Annotated in this window: 11 protein-coding genes; 2 read left to right on the forward strand and 9 right to left on the reverse strand. The window is 71.1% G+C overall.

The window, feature by feature from the left end:
* Window positions 1-10: 10 nt before the first annotated feature.
* From ccsB to hemL, 6 genes are read right to left on the reverse strand one after another with little or no spacing between them, the layout of a single operon-like run.
* A complete protein-coding gene (ccsB, locus tag Van01_RS07740) occupies window positions 11-1,072 on the reverse strand; it encodes a c-type cytochrome biogenesis protein CcsB (protein ID WP_204002749.1) in 1,062 nt (353 codons plus the stop codon).
* Entirely contained in the window at window positions 1,072-2,742 is a 1,671-nt protein-coding gene (locus tag Van01_RS07745; protein WP_204002752.1) for a cytochrome c biogenesis protein ResB, read from the reverse strand. The genes ccsB and Van01_RS07745 overlap by 1 nt, the downstream gene beginning before the upstream one ends.
* Entirely contained in the window at window positions 2,742-3,581 is an 840-nt protein-coding gene (locus Van01_RS07750) for a cytochrome c biogenesis CcdA family protein (RefSeq protein ID WP_204002755.1), read from the reverse strand. The genes Van01_RS07745 and Van01_RS07750 overlap by 1 nt, the downstream gene beginning before the upstream one ends.
* Window positions 3,581-4,156 carry a TlpA family protein disulfide reductase gene (locus Van01_RS07755; protein ID WP_204002758.1) on the reverse strand — a complete coding sequence of 192 codons (576 nt, stop codon included), beginning with the start codon at window positions 4,154-4,156 and terminating at the stop codon, window positions 3,581-3,583. The genes Van01_RS07750 and Van01_RS07755 overlap by 1 nt, the downstream gene beginning before the upstream one ends.
* Before the next feature lies 1 nt (window position 4,157).
* Window positions 4,158-4,805 carry a histidine phosphatase family protein gene (locus Van01_RS07760; RefSeq protein WP_204002771.1) on the reverse strand — a complete coding sequence of 216 codons (648 nt, stop codon included), beginning with the start codon at window positions 4,803-4,805 and terminating at the stop codon, window positions 4,158-4,160.
* A gap of 2 nt (window positions 4,806-4,807) precedes the next feature.
* Complete coding sequence (gene hemL, locus Van01_RS07765; protein ID WP_204002773.1) at window positions 4,808-6,145, reverse strand: glutamate-1-semialdehyde 2,1-aminomutase; 1,338 nt, start codon at window positions 6,143-6,145, stop codon at window positions 4,808-4,810.
* Between the two features lie 140 nt (window positions 6,146-6,285).
* Between hemL and Van01_RS07770 the strand changes: the two genes are divergently transcribed.
* Entirely contained in the window at window positions 6,286-6,621 is a 336-nt protein-coding gene (locus Van01_RS07770) for an STAS domain-containing protein (protein ID WP_204002775.1), read from the forward strand.
* Window positions 6,622-6,769: 148 nt separating this feature from the next.
* Here Van01_RS07770 and Van01_RS07775 read toward each other — a convergent pair whose 3' ends face one another.
* Together Van01_RS07775 and Van01_RS07780 are read right to left on the reverse strand one after the other, a co-directional pair.
* Window positions 6,770-7,330, reverse strand: a complete 561-nt coding sequence (locus Van01_RS07775; RefSeq protein ID WP_099847961.1) for a response regulator — start codon at window positions 7,328-7,330, stop codon at window positions 6,770-6,772.
* A complete protein-coding gene (locus Van01_RS07780; protein WP_204002777.1) occupies window positions 7,327-11,697 on the reverse strand; it encodes a hybrid sensor histidine kinase/response regulator in 4,371 nt (1,456 codons plus the stop codon). The genes Van01_RS07775 and Van01_RS07780 overlap by 4 nt, the downstream gene beginning before the upstream one ends.
* 154 nt (window positions 11,698-11,851) lie before the next feature.
* Here Van01_RS07780 and Van01_RS07785 point away from each other — a divergent pair, with 154 nt between their 5' ends.
* On the forward strand, window positions 11,852-13,924 hold the full coding sequence (locus Van01_RS07785) for a SpoIIE family protein phosphatase (RefSeq protein ID WP_204002779.1): 2,073 nt from the start codon (window positions 11,852-11,854) through the stop codon (window positions 13,922-13,924).
* Between the two features lie 207 nt (window positions 13,925-14,131).
* Here the strand turns inward: Van01_RS07785 and Van01_RS07790 are convergent, their stop codons facing one another.
* Window positions 14,132-15,478: an FAD-binding oxidoreductase gene (locus Van01_RS07790; RefSeq protein ID WP_204002781.1), complete on the reverse strand. Its 1,347-nt coding sequence runs from the start codon at window positions 15,476-15,478 to the stop codon at window positions 14,132-14,134.
* Window positions 15,479-15,511: the final 33 nt, after the last annotated feature.

A 15,511-nucleotide genomic window follows, 5' to 3' on the forward strand; every position in this document is an offset into this window, starting at 1 on the left:
GTCTTGCGGGTCAGATGCCGCCGTAGGAGTGCAGGCCCTCGAAGAAGATGTTCACGCCGAAGAGGTTCATCAGCACGGTCAGGAAACCGAGGATGGCCAGCCAGGCCACCACGTTGCGTTTCACGCTTGGCGTGGCGCGGGCGTGCAGGTAGCCGGCGTAGATCACCCAGGAGATGAACGCCCAGGTCTCCTTCGGGTCCCAGCCCCACGGGCGCCCCCAGGCCGCCTCGGCCCAGATCGCCCCGGCGATCACCGCGAAGGTGAAGATCGGGAACGAGAAGGCGTGCAGCACGAAGGTGAGCCGTTCCAGCCCGGCCGCCGCCGGCAGCCGCTTCGCCAGGGTGTACGGGAAGCTGCGCCTGCCCTCCTCGTACCCGGCCCGCATCAGGTAGGCCGCCGCAGGGACCGCACCCAGCAGGAACAGACCCGACGCAAAGACGATTGTCGACACGTGCACGACGAACCAGTACGAGTTGAGCGCCGGCACCAGCGGCACGATCGGGGTGTAGAGCACCAGCTCGGCGGTGGCCACCAGCAGCACCATCACCAGGGTCAGGAAGAGCCCGAGGCGACGCAGGTACGGCCACTTGACAAGCACCGCCAGCCAGGCGGCGACCCCGATGAACGAGACCGTGAGCACGAACTCGTACATGTTGCCCCACGGCATCCGGTCGGCGGCGAGGCCACGGGTGACCAGGGCGGCCAGATGCAGCGCGGCGGCCACAGCGGTCAGCCCGACGGCGATCCGGCCGCCCAGCTCCGCCCGCCACGCGGTGCGTTCGGCCCGACCCGGTGCCCCCGAGCCCAGCTCGGCACCGCCGGCCCCGGCGCCGTCCGTCGACGTGCCGGCGGTGGCAATGTCGGCTGCCGTGTCGGGAACGTCCGCCAGCGGGCCGACGGCCGTGCCACCGGCCGAGGCGCTGCCCAGCGCCGCGCCCACCAGCTCACGGGACGGTGCCGCGACCGCCCTGGCGCGCGAGTTGCCCAGGGCGTACTCCACGGCGTGACTGATCATCGCCAGCAGGTACGCCAGCGTGGCGATCGACACAAGCTGGTCGGAGAGTGCGGACATCACTCGGCTCCTTCCCGCGGCCGGGCCGGCGCGCCCGGGTCGGTGCCGGCGTCGCCGACTCGTCCACCGGCGCCGATCGCGGCGACCAGTTGGGCGAACTCGGCGGCGAACCCGGGATGCTCGGTACGCGGCAGACCAGCCACCTCGACCAAACTACTACCGCCTGTCGGAGATCCACTGTCGGGGTCACCCGGACCGGCCGGCAGACCTGGACCGGCCGGCAGCAGCCGGACGAACACCCGCCGACGCCTGACGAAGAGCGACCCCATCAGCCCCAGCACCAGCCCGATCGAGCTGACCAGCAGCAGCATCGTGCCCGGGTCGTGACGCACCGACAGCACGATGTACCGTTCCGTGCCCACGAACTCGACTGTGGTGCCGTCGTCGAGGGTCCAGGATTCCCCGATCCGCAGTTGCTTCGCACCGATCTCGGTGAGCCGGCCGTTGCGTACCTGACGCTGGTCGAGCTGGTAGACCGACCCGGGGATGCCGGCGTCGAGCCCCAGGTTCCCCCGGTACGCCACCAGGTCGAGCAGTGGGTTCTGCTCGGTCGGATGCGCCGAGCGGACGAACGGCGGCTCCTGCGGTGCGGTCGGCAGGTACAGGCCGGAGAAGGCCACCTGGAGATCCGGGTTCCGCTCGCCGGTGTCCGGGTCGACGTTGGCGTCCGGGAAGGCGGCCAGCCCCTCACCGGTCAGCCCGATGTCGCCTGTGGTGAGGAACGGCACGGTGCTGGTCTGGGTGCCGCCGAACCTGTCGGTGTACCGGATCACCGGGGCGTAGCCGTGCCCCAGCAGGTAGACGTTCGCGCCGTCGAGGCGCAACGGTGCGTTGACCGAGAACTCGGCCTGGCGCGGAGCGCCGCCGTCCTCGTCGACTGTCACCTTCGCGTTGAACGAGGACGCCTGGCCGTTCGGCAGGAACTGCGCGTCGAACTCGTCCAACTGCATGCAGAACCGGGGCAGGTCGTCGCCGACGCGCGGGCCGAGCTTCGCCTCGGCGTACTGCTGACGGGTGTTGCAGAAGACCTGGTCCGCACCGGCGACGAGCAGCCGGTTGCCGTGCCAGCCGTACCAGGAGCCGAGCGCGACGCCGACAAGCACCAGCACCATCGAGGTGTGGAAGATCAGGTTGCCGGTCTCCTTGAGGTAGCCCTTCTCAGCGGAGACCTCGTCGCCGCGTACCGCCACCCGCCACCGCCGTCGCCGCAGCGTCTCGGCGACGGCCGCCACGCCGCCCTCGGGCGCGGCCACCACCGCGTGCTGCGGCAACCGCTCCAAGCGCTTCGGTACGGCCGGCGGGCGCGCCCGCAGCGCCCGGACGTGGTCCCGCAGCCGGGGCGTGATGCACCCGATCAACGAGGTGAACAGCAGCAGGTAGATCGCGGAGAACCAGACCGAGCTGAACGCCTCGAACGCGCCGATCCGGTCGAGCACCGGAGCCAGGTCCGGGTTCGCGGTGTAGAAGTCGCGGACGTCCTCCGGGTTGACGCCGCGCTGCGGCAGCACCGAACCCGGGATCGCGGCGACCGCGAGCAGGAAGAGCAGCACCAGCGCGGTACGCATGCTGGTGAGCTGCCGCCACGAGTTGCGCAGCAGGGCGTGCAGCGGATTGGGGCGGTGCCGGGGTGCCTCGGCCGGGCTGGCCGGCCGATCGTCCACGGCGGTCATCAGATGCCCACCTCGAAACTGCCCACCCCGACGGTGGTCTGCAACCAGATCACCACGTTGGTCCAACCGCCTGTGACAAGCGCCAGCCCGATCAGGATCAGCAGCGCCCCGCCGATCCGGGTGACCCAACGGCTGTGCCGACGCACCGTGCGGAACACCCCGAGCAGCCGGTTGAAGCCCAACCCGAAGACGACGAACGGGAGACCCAGCCCGAGGCAGTACGCCACCGCCAGCACCACAGCCCGGTCCGTCTGGCCACTTGTGGTGGCCATGCCGAGCACCGCGGCCAGCGTGGGACCGGTGCACGGCACCCAGCTCAGCGCGAACACGGCACCGAGCACCGGTGCGCCGAGCAGGCCGGCGGCGGGCAGCCTGTTGATCCGGAACTCACGCTGGAACCCGGGCAGCGCACCGAGGTAGCCCAGGCCGAGCAGGACGATGAGCCCGCCGACGATGATCTCCAGCGTCCGCTCGTGGTCGAAGAAGACCCGCCCGAACCCGCTGAACAGGACCGCGGTGGCGGTGAACACGACTGTGAAGCCGGCGATGAACAGCAGCGTCCCGGCCAGCACCCGCCCCTTCACCGCCGGGGTGACCCGGGTGTCCGGCCGTACCGCCGTAGCGACACCGCCGCCACCGGCAGCTGTCCCGTCCGCTGCCGGCGTGTCCCGGCGGCCTTCGAGGTCCGCGCCCGCCAGCCCGGTGACGTACGACAGGTAGCCGGGCATCAGCGGCAGCACGCACGGCGACAGGAAGCTGACCAGACCGGCCAGGGCCGCCGCGCCCAACGCCAGCAGCAACGGACCGGACTCGGCGAGCTGGCCGAAGGTCCCGCCCATCAGCGCTCACCGGCCGGCGCGGGTGCCTCGGCGGCGATCCGCTCGACTATCGGTTGCAGCCCCTCCTGCCGGACCGCCGCCCGGATCACCGTGGCGATCCGGCCCTCCCGGTCCAACACCACAGTGGCCGGGATGGTGTTCGGCGGGATGTCCATGTCGAGGGCGAGCCGACTGCCCGGGTCGAAGATGCTCGGGTAGCTGACCCGGCCCTCCTCGAAGGCGATCGCCTTGTCCCGGCTGTCCTGCACGTTGATGCCGAGGAAGGTCACCCCGGCGTCCTTCGTCGCCTGGTAGGTGTTCTCCAGGTCGTCGGCCTCGGCCCGGCACGGCGCGCACCAGGAGCCCCAGAAGTTGACGACCACGACCTGGCCCCGCTGGCCGGCCACGTCGTAGGACCCACCGGCCAGCAGCTCACCGGCGATCTTCGGGGCGGCGGAGCGCTGCTCCGGGGCGCACTCGACGATGCCACCAGCGCTGTCGCAGGCGGACTCCCTACCGTCGGCCGTGCAGCCGGTCAGGACCACCGCGGCGGTCGCGGTGGCGAGCAGGCCAGCGGCCAGCCTCCCGGCACCCATCTCAGGCTCCCTTGGCCGTCCGCGCGGTCGGCGACATGGCCACCAGGTGTGCGGCAGGTTCGGAGTAGCCGATGCCGACGATCTTGGCACCGTCGAAGTGGAAGGTGGTGAGCGAGGCAAGCGCGCACTGCCGCCGACGCGGGTCGTGCCACAGCCTCTTACGCTCCACGTACCGGCGCAGCGTCCAGATCGGCAGCTGGTGCGAGACCAGGACGGCCTCCCGGCCCTCGGCGGCGATCCGGGCGGCGTGCAGCGCGGCGAACATCCGCTCGGCGATGGCCCGGTACGCCTCACCCCAGGACGGGGTGACCGGATCGCGCAGCACCCACCAGTTACGCGGGTCGCGGAAGGAACCGTCGCCGGGCGAGACCTTCTTGCCCTCGAACCAGTTGGCGCTCTCGATCAGCCGCTCGTCCACCCCGACCGGCAGCCGGAACTGGGCGGCGATCGGCTCGGCGGTCTGCTGGGCGCGTTCCAGCGGACTGGCCGCCACATGCACGACCTCACGTTCGGCGAGCCCCTGCGCGGCGGCCTTGGCCATCTGGACACCCAGTTCGCTGAGGCGGAACCCGGGCAGTCGGCCGTAGAGGATGCCGTCCGGGTTGTACACCTCGCCGTGCCGAAGCACGTGGACCACCGTCTTGCCCATTGCTACCCCCGTGACCCTGCCGCTGCCGCCGCGTTGGCCGCCGCCGGCAGCGCACCGGCGACCTGCTCCAGGGCGGCGTCGTCGATCGCCGCCGAGACGAACCAGGACTCGAACGCGCTCGGCGGCAGGTAGACCCCGGCGGCGAGCATCGCGTGGAAGAACGCCTTGAACGCCGGCACCTGCTGGGTGCGGGCGCTGTCGTAGTCGACCACGTCAGCATCGGTGAAGAAGATCGAGAACATGTTGCCCGCATACGACAGCCGGTGCGGGACCCCGGCGGCGGCCAGCGCGTCGGTGGCGAGCCTGCCCACCGTGGCGGCGGTCTCGTCCAGCCGGCGGTACAGCGCGTCATCGGCGAGCCGCAGCGTGGTCAGCCCGGCCGCGCAGGCGAGCGGGTTCCCGGAGAGGGTGCCGGCCTGGTAGACGGGGCCGGCGGGAGCCAGTCGCGACATGATCTCCGCGCGCCCGCCGAACGCCGCGGCGGGCAGCCCACCACCCATGACCTTGCCGTACGTCCACAGGTCCGCCTCGACCGGATCGAGGTCGTGCCAGCCGGCGCGGGACACCCGGAACCCGGTCATCACCTCGTCGACGATGAGCAGTGCGCCGTGCGCGTGCGCGATCCGGGCCAGTTGTGCGTTGAACCCGTCCCGGGGGGCGACCACGCCCATGTTTCCCGGCGCGGCTTCGGTGATCACCGCGGCGATGTGCTGGCCCTCGGCGGCGAAGGCCGCCTCGACGGCTGTCACGTCGTTGTACGGCAGCACGATGGTCTCGCTCGCCGCCGCGCCGGTGACCCCCGGCGAATCGGGCAGGCCGAGCGTGGCCACCCCGGAACCGGCGGCGGCCAGCAGCGCGTCCACGTGGCCGTGATAGCACCCGGCGAACTTGATGATCTTCGAACGACCGGTGTAGCCACGGGCCAGGCGGATCGCCGACATGGTCGCCTCGGTACCCGAGTTGACCAGCCGGATCTGCTCGACAGGGGTACGCGCGACGATCTCGTCGGCCAGTTCGACCTCGCCCGGAGTGGGCGTACCGAAGCTGGTGCCGTGCGCGGCGGCGGCCTGCACGGCCGCGACCACCTCGGGGTGGGCGTGGCCGAGGATCAGCGGGCCCCAGGAGCAGACCAGGTCGACATAGCGACGACCGTCCGCGTCGTGGAGCCAGGGCCCCTCACCTCGGACCATGAAGCGTGGCGTGCCGCCGACCGCCCGGAAGGCGCGCACAGGGGAGTTCACCCCGCCCGGCACGATGGCGCAGGCGCGGTCGAACAGGGCCGCTGAGGCCGGCGCGTCGACCGGGTATCGGTCGGATCCGGCGGTAAACACCTCGGTCACGATGCGGCCATTGTGTCAGCGCCCGACGGCGGATCGGCAGGCACCCCGTGTCGGAGGTAACCGGGCTCACCCCCGGCACGCTGCACGGGGACGGCACGCCTCGACAGGCCGGGCGACGGAGATCGCGATAGGCTGACCCGGTGGATCGTGCCGAACTGTCCATCACCGTACACCGCACAGGCGACGAAGCAGTGCTGCGCCTTGCCGGTGAGATCGACATGCAAACGGCCGCCCAGCTGTCGACAGTCGTCAATGAGGTTCTCACCGAGCCGCCGCCCCGGATCGTCCTCGATCTCGGTGGCGTGACGTTCTGCGACTCGCAGGGGCTGGGCACCCTGGTCGTCCTCAGCCGCAAGGCCAGCCACGCACAGAGCCTGCTCATCCTCACAAACGTCGGCGAGTTCCTGCTACGCGTCCTCGACATCACCGGCCTACGCAGCGCCCTGATGATCCGCAACGACGCCACCACCACCTGACCCACCCCACCCCACCCACCCCACCCCCACCCCCACCGCCGATGCGCGTTGGTCATGAGGTTAGCGGCGATCTTGATCTTCAAAACTGCCGCTAACCTCATGATCAACGCGGGAGGTCAGGGGTGGGGTGAGGCGGGTGGGGTGGGGGTCAGTCGGGGGTGGTGCCCCAGCGGGCCTGTTCGAGGAGGGCTACGGCGCGGGCGTGGGCCTCCGGGTCGTCGACGTTGCGCAGCAGGGTGGTGGCCTCGTCCACCGCGTCGGTGAGCAGCCGCCACTGGGCGTCGCGCTCACGCACCGTCTCCGACTGGGCCGCCAACTGGCGGGTCTTGGTCCACAGCTCGACGAAGACCGAGACCTTGGCCCGCAGCACCCACGGGTCGAACGGCTTGGTGAGGTAGTCCACCGCGCCCGCCGCGTAGCCGCGCAGGGCCAGTTGCGCGTCCCGGTCGGCAGCGGTCAGGAAGATGATCGGCACGTGCCGGGTACGCTCCCGCCGCTTGATGTGGCTGGCCGTCTCGAAACCGTCCATGTCCGGCATCTGGGCGTCCAGCAGGATCACCGCGAAGTCGTCCACAAGCAACTGCTTCAGGGCCGCCTCGCCGCTCTCCACGGCCACCGACTGCACCGGTAGCCCCTGGAGGATCGCCTCCAGGGCCATCAGGTTCTCTCGGCGATCATCGACCAGCAGCGCCTTCGCCACCTGCGTCACGAGCCCTCCTCGGTACGGCTGCCACCGATCCAGGTACCCATCAGCTCGATCAGCTGGTCCAGGTCGACAGGCTTGGTGATGTAGTCGCTGGCACCGGCCGCGATCGCCGACTCCCGGTCGCCCGGCATCGCCTTCGCGGTCAGGAACACGATCGGCAGGTCCGCGAACCGGTGGTTGCGCCTGATCTGCCGGGTTGTCTCGTATCCGTCCTGATCGGGCATCATGGCATCCATCAGGACGATATCGACCTCCGGGTGTTCGGCCAACAGGCGGACCCCGTCAGCGCCGTTGTCGGCGTACAGCACTGTCATGCCGTGCAGTTCGAGCGCACTTGTCAGCGCGAAGACGTTACGCACGTCGTCGTCGACGATCAGCACTGTGGCACCGTCCAGCTGACGGGTCTTCGGTGCCTCGGGCGTCTCGGGCAGCAACTCCATCGGCGGCATCAGCAGCGACGACGGCAGGCCGGCCCGCTGCGGCGACGGTGGCGCGGGCGCCACCACGGCGTCCGGTGCCAGCACGTCGGGCAGGTAGAGCGTGAACGTCGAACCCTGGCCGGGTGCCGAGGAGACGGTGATCGTCCCGCCGATCAGCCGGGCCAGGTCGCGGCTGATCGACAGACCCAGCCCGGTACCGCCGTAACGGCGGCTGGTTGTCCCGTCCGCCTGCTGGAACGCCTCGAAGATCAGCGACAGCTTGTCGTCGGAGATGCCGATGCCGGTGTCGATCACCGTGAAGGCGATCACCTGCCGGGCGTTGGTGAGCGCCGGTACGTCGAACACCGCGTGCTCCGGCGCCCGGGAGATGCGCAGCGTCACCGCGCCGTTGTCGGTGAACTTGACCGCGTTGGACAGCAGGTTGCGCAGGATCTGCTGGAGCCGCTGCGCGTCGGTCACCACGGCCGGCGGCAGGTCCTTGCCGATGCGTACCTGGAAGTCCAGGCCCTTCTCCTCCGCCTGCGGGGAGAACGCCTGCTCCACGTAGTTGCAGATCTCGGTGAACCGGACCTCGGTCGGCTCGACGTCCATCCGCCCGGCCTCGATCTTGGACAGGTCCAGGATGTCGTCGATCAGGCGCAGTAGGTCCGACCCCGAGCCGTGGATCGTACGGGCGAACTCGATCTGCTTCGGGGTGAGGTTCTGCTCCGAGTTCTCCATCAGCAGCCGGGCCAGCAGCAGCAGCGAGTTCAGCGGCGTACGCAGCTCGTGGCTCATGTTCGCCAGGAACTCCGACTTGTACGCCGAAGCCCGGGTGAGCTGCTGGGCCTTGTCCTCCAGGCCGAGCCGGGCCAGTTCGATCTCCCGGTTCTGGGTCTCGATGTTCGCCTTCTGCTCCGACAGCAGCTTGGCCTTGTCCTCCAGTTCGGCGTTTGTCCGCTGCAACTCCGCCGACTGCTCCTGCAACTCGTGCGCCAACCGCTGCGACTGGGCGAGCAGTTCCTCCGTACGCCGGTTCGCCTGGATGGTGTTGACCGCGATGCCGATCGTGGAGACCAGCCGCTCCAGGAACGACAGGTGCAGCTCGGAGAAGGGCGTCACGGTGGCGAACTCGATCACACCGAGCAGCTCGCCCTCGAAGAGCACGGGCAGCACGACCAGGTCGGCCGGTGGCGTGTCAGCCAACCCGGAGCGCAACGTGATCCGGCCGTCCGGTACGGCACCGACCCGGATGGTGCGCCGGGACAGCGCGGCCTGGCCGACCAGCCCTTCCCCCGGCCCGAAGGTCACGTCGTGACCCCGGGAGACGTAGCCGTACGAGGCGGTCAGGCGCAGCCGCATCACTCCCTCGGAGTTGTCCGCCAGGAAGAAGGCACCCAGCTGCGCGTCGACGAGCGGCGTCACCTCCTGCATGATCATCCGGCAGACCTCGCCGAGGTCGCGCTGGCCCTGCAGCAGGCCGCCGATGCGGGCCAGGTTGGAGTCGAGCCACCCCTGCTCGGCGTTCTTGTGCGTCGTCTCCCGCAGGGTGACGATCATCTGGTTGATGTTGTCCTTCAGCTCGGCGACCTCGCCCTGCGCCTTCACCGCGATCCGCTGGGTGAGGTCGCCCCGGGTCACCGAGGTGGAGACCCGGGCGATCGCCCGGAGCTGGGTGGTGAGCGTCGAGGCGAGCTGATTGACGTTCTCGGTGAGATCCCGCCAGGTGCCGGAGACCCCCTTGACCTGCGCCTGACCGCCCAACTTGCCCTCGGTGCCCACCTCGCGGGCCACCCGGGTCACCTCGTCGGCGAACGACGACAACTGGTCCACCATCGTGTTGACCGTGTTCTTCAGCTCCAGAATCTCGCCCTGCGCGTCGACGGTGATCTTCTGCGACAGGTCACCGTTGGCCACGGCGGTGGTGACCGAGGCGATGTTCCGGACCTGGCTGGTCAGGTTCGACGCCATCGAGTTCACGTTGTCGGTCAGGTCCCGCCAGGTGCCGGCGACGCCGCGCACCTGCGCCTGACCACCCAGCTTGCCCTCGGTACCCACCTCACGGGCCACCCGCGTGACCTCGTCGGCGAACGACGACAGCTGATCCACCATCGTGTTAACAGTCGACTTCAACTCCAGGATCTCGCCCCGGGCGTCCACCGTGATCTTCTGGCTCAGGTCACCCTTGGCCACCGCCGTGGAGACCTGGGCGATGTTCCGCACCTGGGCGGTCAGGTTCGACGCCATCGAGTTCACGTTGTCGGTCAGATCCCGCCACGTACCGCTGACGCCCTTGACCTGCGCCTGGCCACCCAGATTGCCCTCGGTACCCACCTCACGGGCCACCCGGGTCACCTCGTCGGCGAACGACGACAGCTGATCCACCATCGTGTTAACAGTCGACTTCAACTCCAGGATCTCACCCCGGGCGTCCACCGTGATCTTCTGCGACAGGTCACCCCGGGCCACCGCGGTGGTGACCGAGGCGATGTTGCGGACCTGACTGGTCAGGTTCGACGCCATCGAGTTCACGTTGTCGGTCAGATCCCGCCAGGTGCCGGAGACCCCCTTGACCTGCGCCTGACCACCCAGCTTGCCCTCGGTACCCACCTCCCGGGCCACCCGGGTCACCTCGTCGGCGAACGACGACAACTGATCCACCATCGTGTTGACCGTGTTCTTCAGCTCCAGGATCTCGCCCCGGGCGTCCACCGTGATTTTCTGGCTCAGGTCACCCTTGGCGACGGCCGTGGAGACCTGGGAGATGTTGCGGACCTGGCTGGTCAGGTTGCCGGCGAGCTGGTTGACGTTCTCGGTGAGGTCGCGCCAGGTGCCGGAGACACCGCGTACCTGCGCCTGACCACCCAGCTTGCCCTCGGTACCCACCTCACGGGCCACCCGGGTCACCTCGTCGGCGAACGACGACAACTGGTCCACCATCGTGTTGACGGTGTCCTTGAGTTCCAGGATCTCGCCCTGCGCGGCCACGGTGATCTTCTGCGACAGGTCACCCCGGGCGACAGCTGTGGAGACCTGGGCGATGTTGCGGACCTGGGCGGTCAGGTTCGACGCCATCGAGTTGACGCTGTCGGTCAGGTCCTTCCAGGTGCCCGCCACGCCCGGCACCTCAGCCTGGCCGCCCAGCTTGCCCTCGGTACCCACCTCGCGGGCCACCCGGGTCACCTGCTCGGCGAAGAGTCGCAGCGTGTCGGTGAGCGAGTTCATCGTGTCGGCCAGCTCGGCGACCTCGCCGCGGGCGCTGACGGTGATCTTCTGCGACAGGTCGCCCTTGGCCACCGCTGTCGCCACCTGGGAAATCGACCGGACCTGGCCGGTCAGGTTCGACGCCATGGTGTTCACCGAGTCGGTGAGGTCCTTCCAGGTGCCGGCGACACCACGGACATCGGCCTGGCCACCCAGCTTGCCCTCGGTGCCCACCTCCCGGGCCACCCGGGTCACCTCGTTGGAGAAGGACGAGAGCTGGTCGACCATGGTGTTCACCGTGCGGCCGATGCGCAGGTACTCACCGCGCAGCGGGCGACCGTCGATCTCCAGCGCCATGTGCTGGGTGAGGTCGCCGTCGGCGACCGCCACGATGACCCGGGCGATCTCGGTGGTGGGTCGGCCCAGGTCGTCGATGAGCGAGTTGACCGCGCGCTGGCCCTCCGCCCAGGAGCCGTCCAGGCCCTCCTCGTCCAGGCGCTCGGTCAGCCGGCCGTCGCGGCCGACCACCCGACTGATCCGGCGCAGATCCAGGTGCTGCCGCTCCTGGAGCGACACCACGTCGTTGAAGGCGTCCGCCACCTCACCGGCCGCGCCCGAGCGCCGCGGCAACCGCACCTTGAGATCACCGCCACGGACCCGCCGTAGCGCCTCCGCCAGCTCGGTGAGGACCGCCTCGTGGTCGGCGGCGGAGGTCTCCGCGGTCACCGACTGTTTCGCCGTGGTCATCATTCCTCGCTCACCTCGGGGTACACCGGCTCCCACCGGCCACCCCATCATTGTCCCCGTGACCTCGAAAACGCCACGGCACGGCACCGCCCGACGGCAAAGACCCGGTGGTGATCGGCTTGGCACTTCAGGGGTGTCGGTGGAGGATACGAGGGTGTCAGCGGAGGCGGGGCCCGCGGCGAAGACGGGCCCAGACGAGCACGTGCGGCGCGTCCGGCTTCCCGCCGACCGCCGTACGCCGGCCGCCGCGCGCGCGGTCGTCCGGTCGGTGCTCGCGGAGGCGGACCTGGACGAACTGCTCAACGAGGCACTTCTGTTGACCACAGAGCTGTCCACCAACGCCGTCGAACACGCCCGCACCGAACTGGACATCGAGGTCACCGCCGACCAGGCGGGGCTCACCGTGACGGTCTCCGACTTCGCCGCCGGCCCGGTCGACGAGCTGACCGTCGGCGTACGCAACCTCGCCACCGAGATCACCGAGGTCGCCGAACGGGGGCGCGGGCTGCTGCTCGTCGACCACTTCGCCAGCCGGTGGGGCACCACGTACCTGCGTACCGGCAAGGGTGTGTGGTTCCGGTTGGACCGCGCCGACCGCAAGGGAGCGGGGCCGGCGACGCCCGCGCCACCGGCGAGCGCCGGCCCTCCGGCCGAATCCGGGCAAACCGCCGTGCCGAGCGCCGGCGCGATGAACGCGCTGATGCAGACCACCCCCGACCCGTACGCCGAGGATCCGCTGCCGGACTTCGCCGCCGGCCTGCTGACCCAGGTGGCGGAGATGGTCGGCGCCGCCGGTGGGGTGGTCCGACTGGACCGCGGCGACGGGCAGGGCGCACAGGTCCTCGCCCGGTACGGCCGCCAGCCCCGGGCCGGCAACGACCTGCTCCGGGTGCCGTTGGCCGTGCACCGCCCGTACGCCGGGGAGTTGGAGCTGGACGCCGCGCCCACCGCGTACGCCCAGCCGCTGGCGTTGCTTACCGCCGAGCGGCTCTCCCTGCACCTGGAGAACGACAGGCTGCGCCGCGCGGACGTACGCCGGCAGGCGTGGCTGACGTTCCTCGCCGAGGCCAGTGAGCTGCTCGCCCAGTCGCTGGACGTGGAACTGACGATGGCACTCATCCCGCAACTGGTGGTGCCCCGGCTCGGTCAGTGGTGCGCGGTGCACACCACCGACGAGTGGGGGCGGCTCCGGCTCGCGGCGGCCAGCCACGCCGACGAGTCGATGATCCCGCAACTGCACGCCACGCTCCGCGAGACCGGCCCCGACTCCATCCCGGCCCGGCTGCGCGAGGCCAGCCGCAACGGCACCCGGACCCCGCTCGGCGCGCCGATGGAAGGCTTCGCCGTGCCGCTCATCGCCCGTGGGCAGCGCCTCGGCACGCTTGCCGTCGGGCGGCACCAACGGCACCGGCAGGACCCGGACGAGATCGCGGTACTGGAGGACGTGGCCCGGCGTTCCGCCCTCGCCATCGAGAACGCCCGCATCCACGCCGAACGCCGCCGGGTGGCGCAGACCCTGCAACAGTCGTTGCTGCCGCCGGTCCTGCCGGTGGTGGAGGGCATCGGCTTCGCCGCCGAGTACGTGCCGACAGGTGGGGACGTCGACGTCGGCGGCGACTTCTACGACGTGGTGCCGCTGCCGGACGGGCGCTGGCTGGTGGTGATCGGTGACGTCTCCGGCAAGGGAGTGCAGGCGGCGGCGGTCACCGGGCTGGTGCGGGACGTGATCCGGGTGCTGGCCGGCGACGGCAAACCGCTGCCCGAGGTGCTGGCCCGGCTCAACGAGACGCTCGTCGAGCGGGGTGCCGGCCGCTACTGCACGCTGGCGCTGGCCGCGGTCGGGCCGGGTGAGGGCGACCGACTCGACGTCGGGCTGCACCTGGCCGGGCATGACCGCCCGGTGCTGGTGCGGTCCAGCGGCGGCCCGGCTGCCTTCGTCGGCACCGGCGGAACCGCGCTCGGGTTGCTCGACACGATCGCCTCGCCCACCGCGCAGCTCGCCCTCGACCCGGGCGACTGCCTGGTCTTCTACACCGACGGGGTGACCGAGCGTCGCCGGGGCCGGGAGCTGTTCGGCACCGGACGGCTGCGCGACGCCGCCACCCCGCTGGCCGGCTACTCGGCGGACGTGGTGGCGGCACGCCTGCGCGCCACCGCGATCAACTTCTCGGTCGAGGAACCCCGCGACGACATCGCCATCCTCGTCCTCCGCAACGACGCCGCCTAACCCCCGCGCCGCGATCTTGCACACCGCGCCTCGCGCCGCGATCTTGCACTTTTGGTCGCCGCATACCGGGGCAAGAGGGGCATTTCGGCGACCAAAGTGCAAGATCGGCGCGGGGCTAGGGTGCGGGCGGCGCGGGGCAGGGGTGCGGGCGGTGCGGGCGGCGCGGGGTGGGGTTGAGGGAGCGGCGTGGGGGTGGGGAGGGGTGGGTCAGAGGCCGCCGGGGAGGCGGCCGGGGGCCAGGCGGTGGGCCGGGTCGAGGTGGTGTTTGACGGCGCGTAGGTGGGCCAGGTCGGCGCGTTCGCCCCACAGATCGACGGCGCGGCGGACGGCCGGTGGGGCGGCGAGCACCACACACCGGCCCTGTCGGGCGAGCAGGACGCCACGCACCGCGGCCAGAATCGACGCGACCCGGGCCGGTGCCATCGCCCCGGGCAGGGCGGCGTGCACCACGCCGAGTCCGGCCGAGCCGCGCACCGGCACCGGGCCGCCGGCCGCGTCGCGCAGGGCGTACACGGCGGCGTGCAGGTCGGTCATCGGCACCTCCAGGCGCAGCGCCGTGTCGCCGGGGGCGAAGGGGTAGCTGCGCCACCACGGGGGCGCCGTGCGCGCGACAGTCGAGCGGGAGCCGAAGAGGTCGACGATCCGGTCGGTACGCTCCGCCACGTCGGCGGGGCCACCTTCCAGCAGTACCGCAAGCGAACCGGTGCCTGCCGGCCCGGTGGTCGCACGCCCGGCCATCGACGGGTGCAGCGCCATCGACTCGGCGCGACGGTCCCGCCGTGGCCGGCATCCGGAGCTGGCCGGCAGGTCGAGCTCGACCGCGGCCGGGTCGAGCCGGGCGGCGAGCACCGCCCGGATCAGATCGTGCACCTCCAGCGGGGTCCACACCTGCCGGGTCACCCACACCCGGGCGGCTGGCACCGCCTGCACCCGCAACGTCGCGCTCACCAGCACGCCGAGTGCCCCCTCCGAGCCGCACAGCAGCCGCGCCTCGGCCAACCCGACCGCCCCGCCGCCCGCCTCGGCCAACTCACCGTCGGCGGCCAGGTAGCGCAGACCGACGAGCTGGTCACAGACGCTGCCGTGCCGGTGGCGCAGCGGACCGGCCTCGTCGGCCGCCAGCACCCCGCCGAGGGTGGCACCGGGTGAGGGGGCGTCCAACGCGAGCCGCTGCCCGGTGCGCTCCAGGGTGGCCTGGACCGCGCGCAGCGGCGTACCGGCACCGACCTCGGCCGTGCCCCGGTCCGGTGGCTGGTGGCCGATGCCGGCCAGTCGGCCGGTGTCGAGCATGATGTCGACCCGCTCGGGCGGCGCACCCCAGTCGATCTTGGTGCCCGCCCCTCGGGGTACCACTGTCAGGTCGTGCCGGGCGGCCAACCGCAACACCTGCGCGGCGGCGTGCGGGCCGCCCGGCACCGCCACCCAGCGGGCCGCGCTACCGGCCACCTCGTCGGCGGGGCCGGCGAGGCGGGCGAAGCGCGGCCCGCAGATCTCGGCGAGCCGGGAGGTGATGTCGCGGACACCGGACGCACCGGTGGAGGGGGGTGGCGTCATGCCGGCGATCGTACATGTGTTCGAACGATCAGG

Origin of the sequence: Micromonospora andamanensis (assembly GCF_016863495.1) — a bacterium.
Lineage (GTDB): Bacteria > Actinomycetota > Actinomycetes > Mycobacteriales > Micromonosporaceae > Micromonospora > Micromonospora andamanensis.

What these genes read in the sequence shown, in the direction of transcription:
- ccsB (WP_204002749.1), bottom strand. Translation starts at nt 1,072, where the DNA reads ATGTCCGCACTCTCCGACCAGCTTGTGTCGATCGCCACGCTGGCGTAC.
- Van01_RS07745 (WP_204002752.1), bottom strand. Translation starts at nt 2,742, where the DNA reads ATGACCGCCGTGGACGATCGGCCGGCCAGCCCGGCCGAGGCACCCCGG.
- Van01_RS07750 (WP_204002755.1), bottom strand. Translation starts at nt 3,581, where the DNA reads ATGGGCGGGACCTTCGGCCAGCTCGCCGAGTCCGGTCCGTTGCTGCTG.
- Van01_RS07755 (WP_204002758.1), bottom strand. Translation starts at nt 4,156, where the DNA reads ATGGGTGCCGGGAGGCTGGCCGCTGGCCTGCTCGCCACCGCGACCGCC.
- Van01_RS07760 (WP_204002771.1), bottom strand. Translation starts at nt 4,805, where the DNA reads ATGGGCAAGACGGTGGTCCACGTGCTTCGGCACGGCGAGGTGTACAAC.
- Van01_RS07780 (WP_204002777.1), bottom strand. Translation starts at nt 11,697, where the DNA reads ATGACCACGGCGAAACAGTCGGTGACCGCGGAGACCTCCGCCGCCGAC.
- Van01_RS07790 (WP_204002781.1), bottom strand. Translation starts at nt 15,478, where the DNA reads ATGACGCCACCCCCCTCCACCGGTGCGTCCGGTGTCCGCGACATCACC.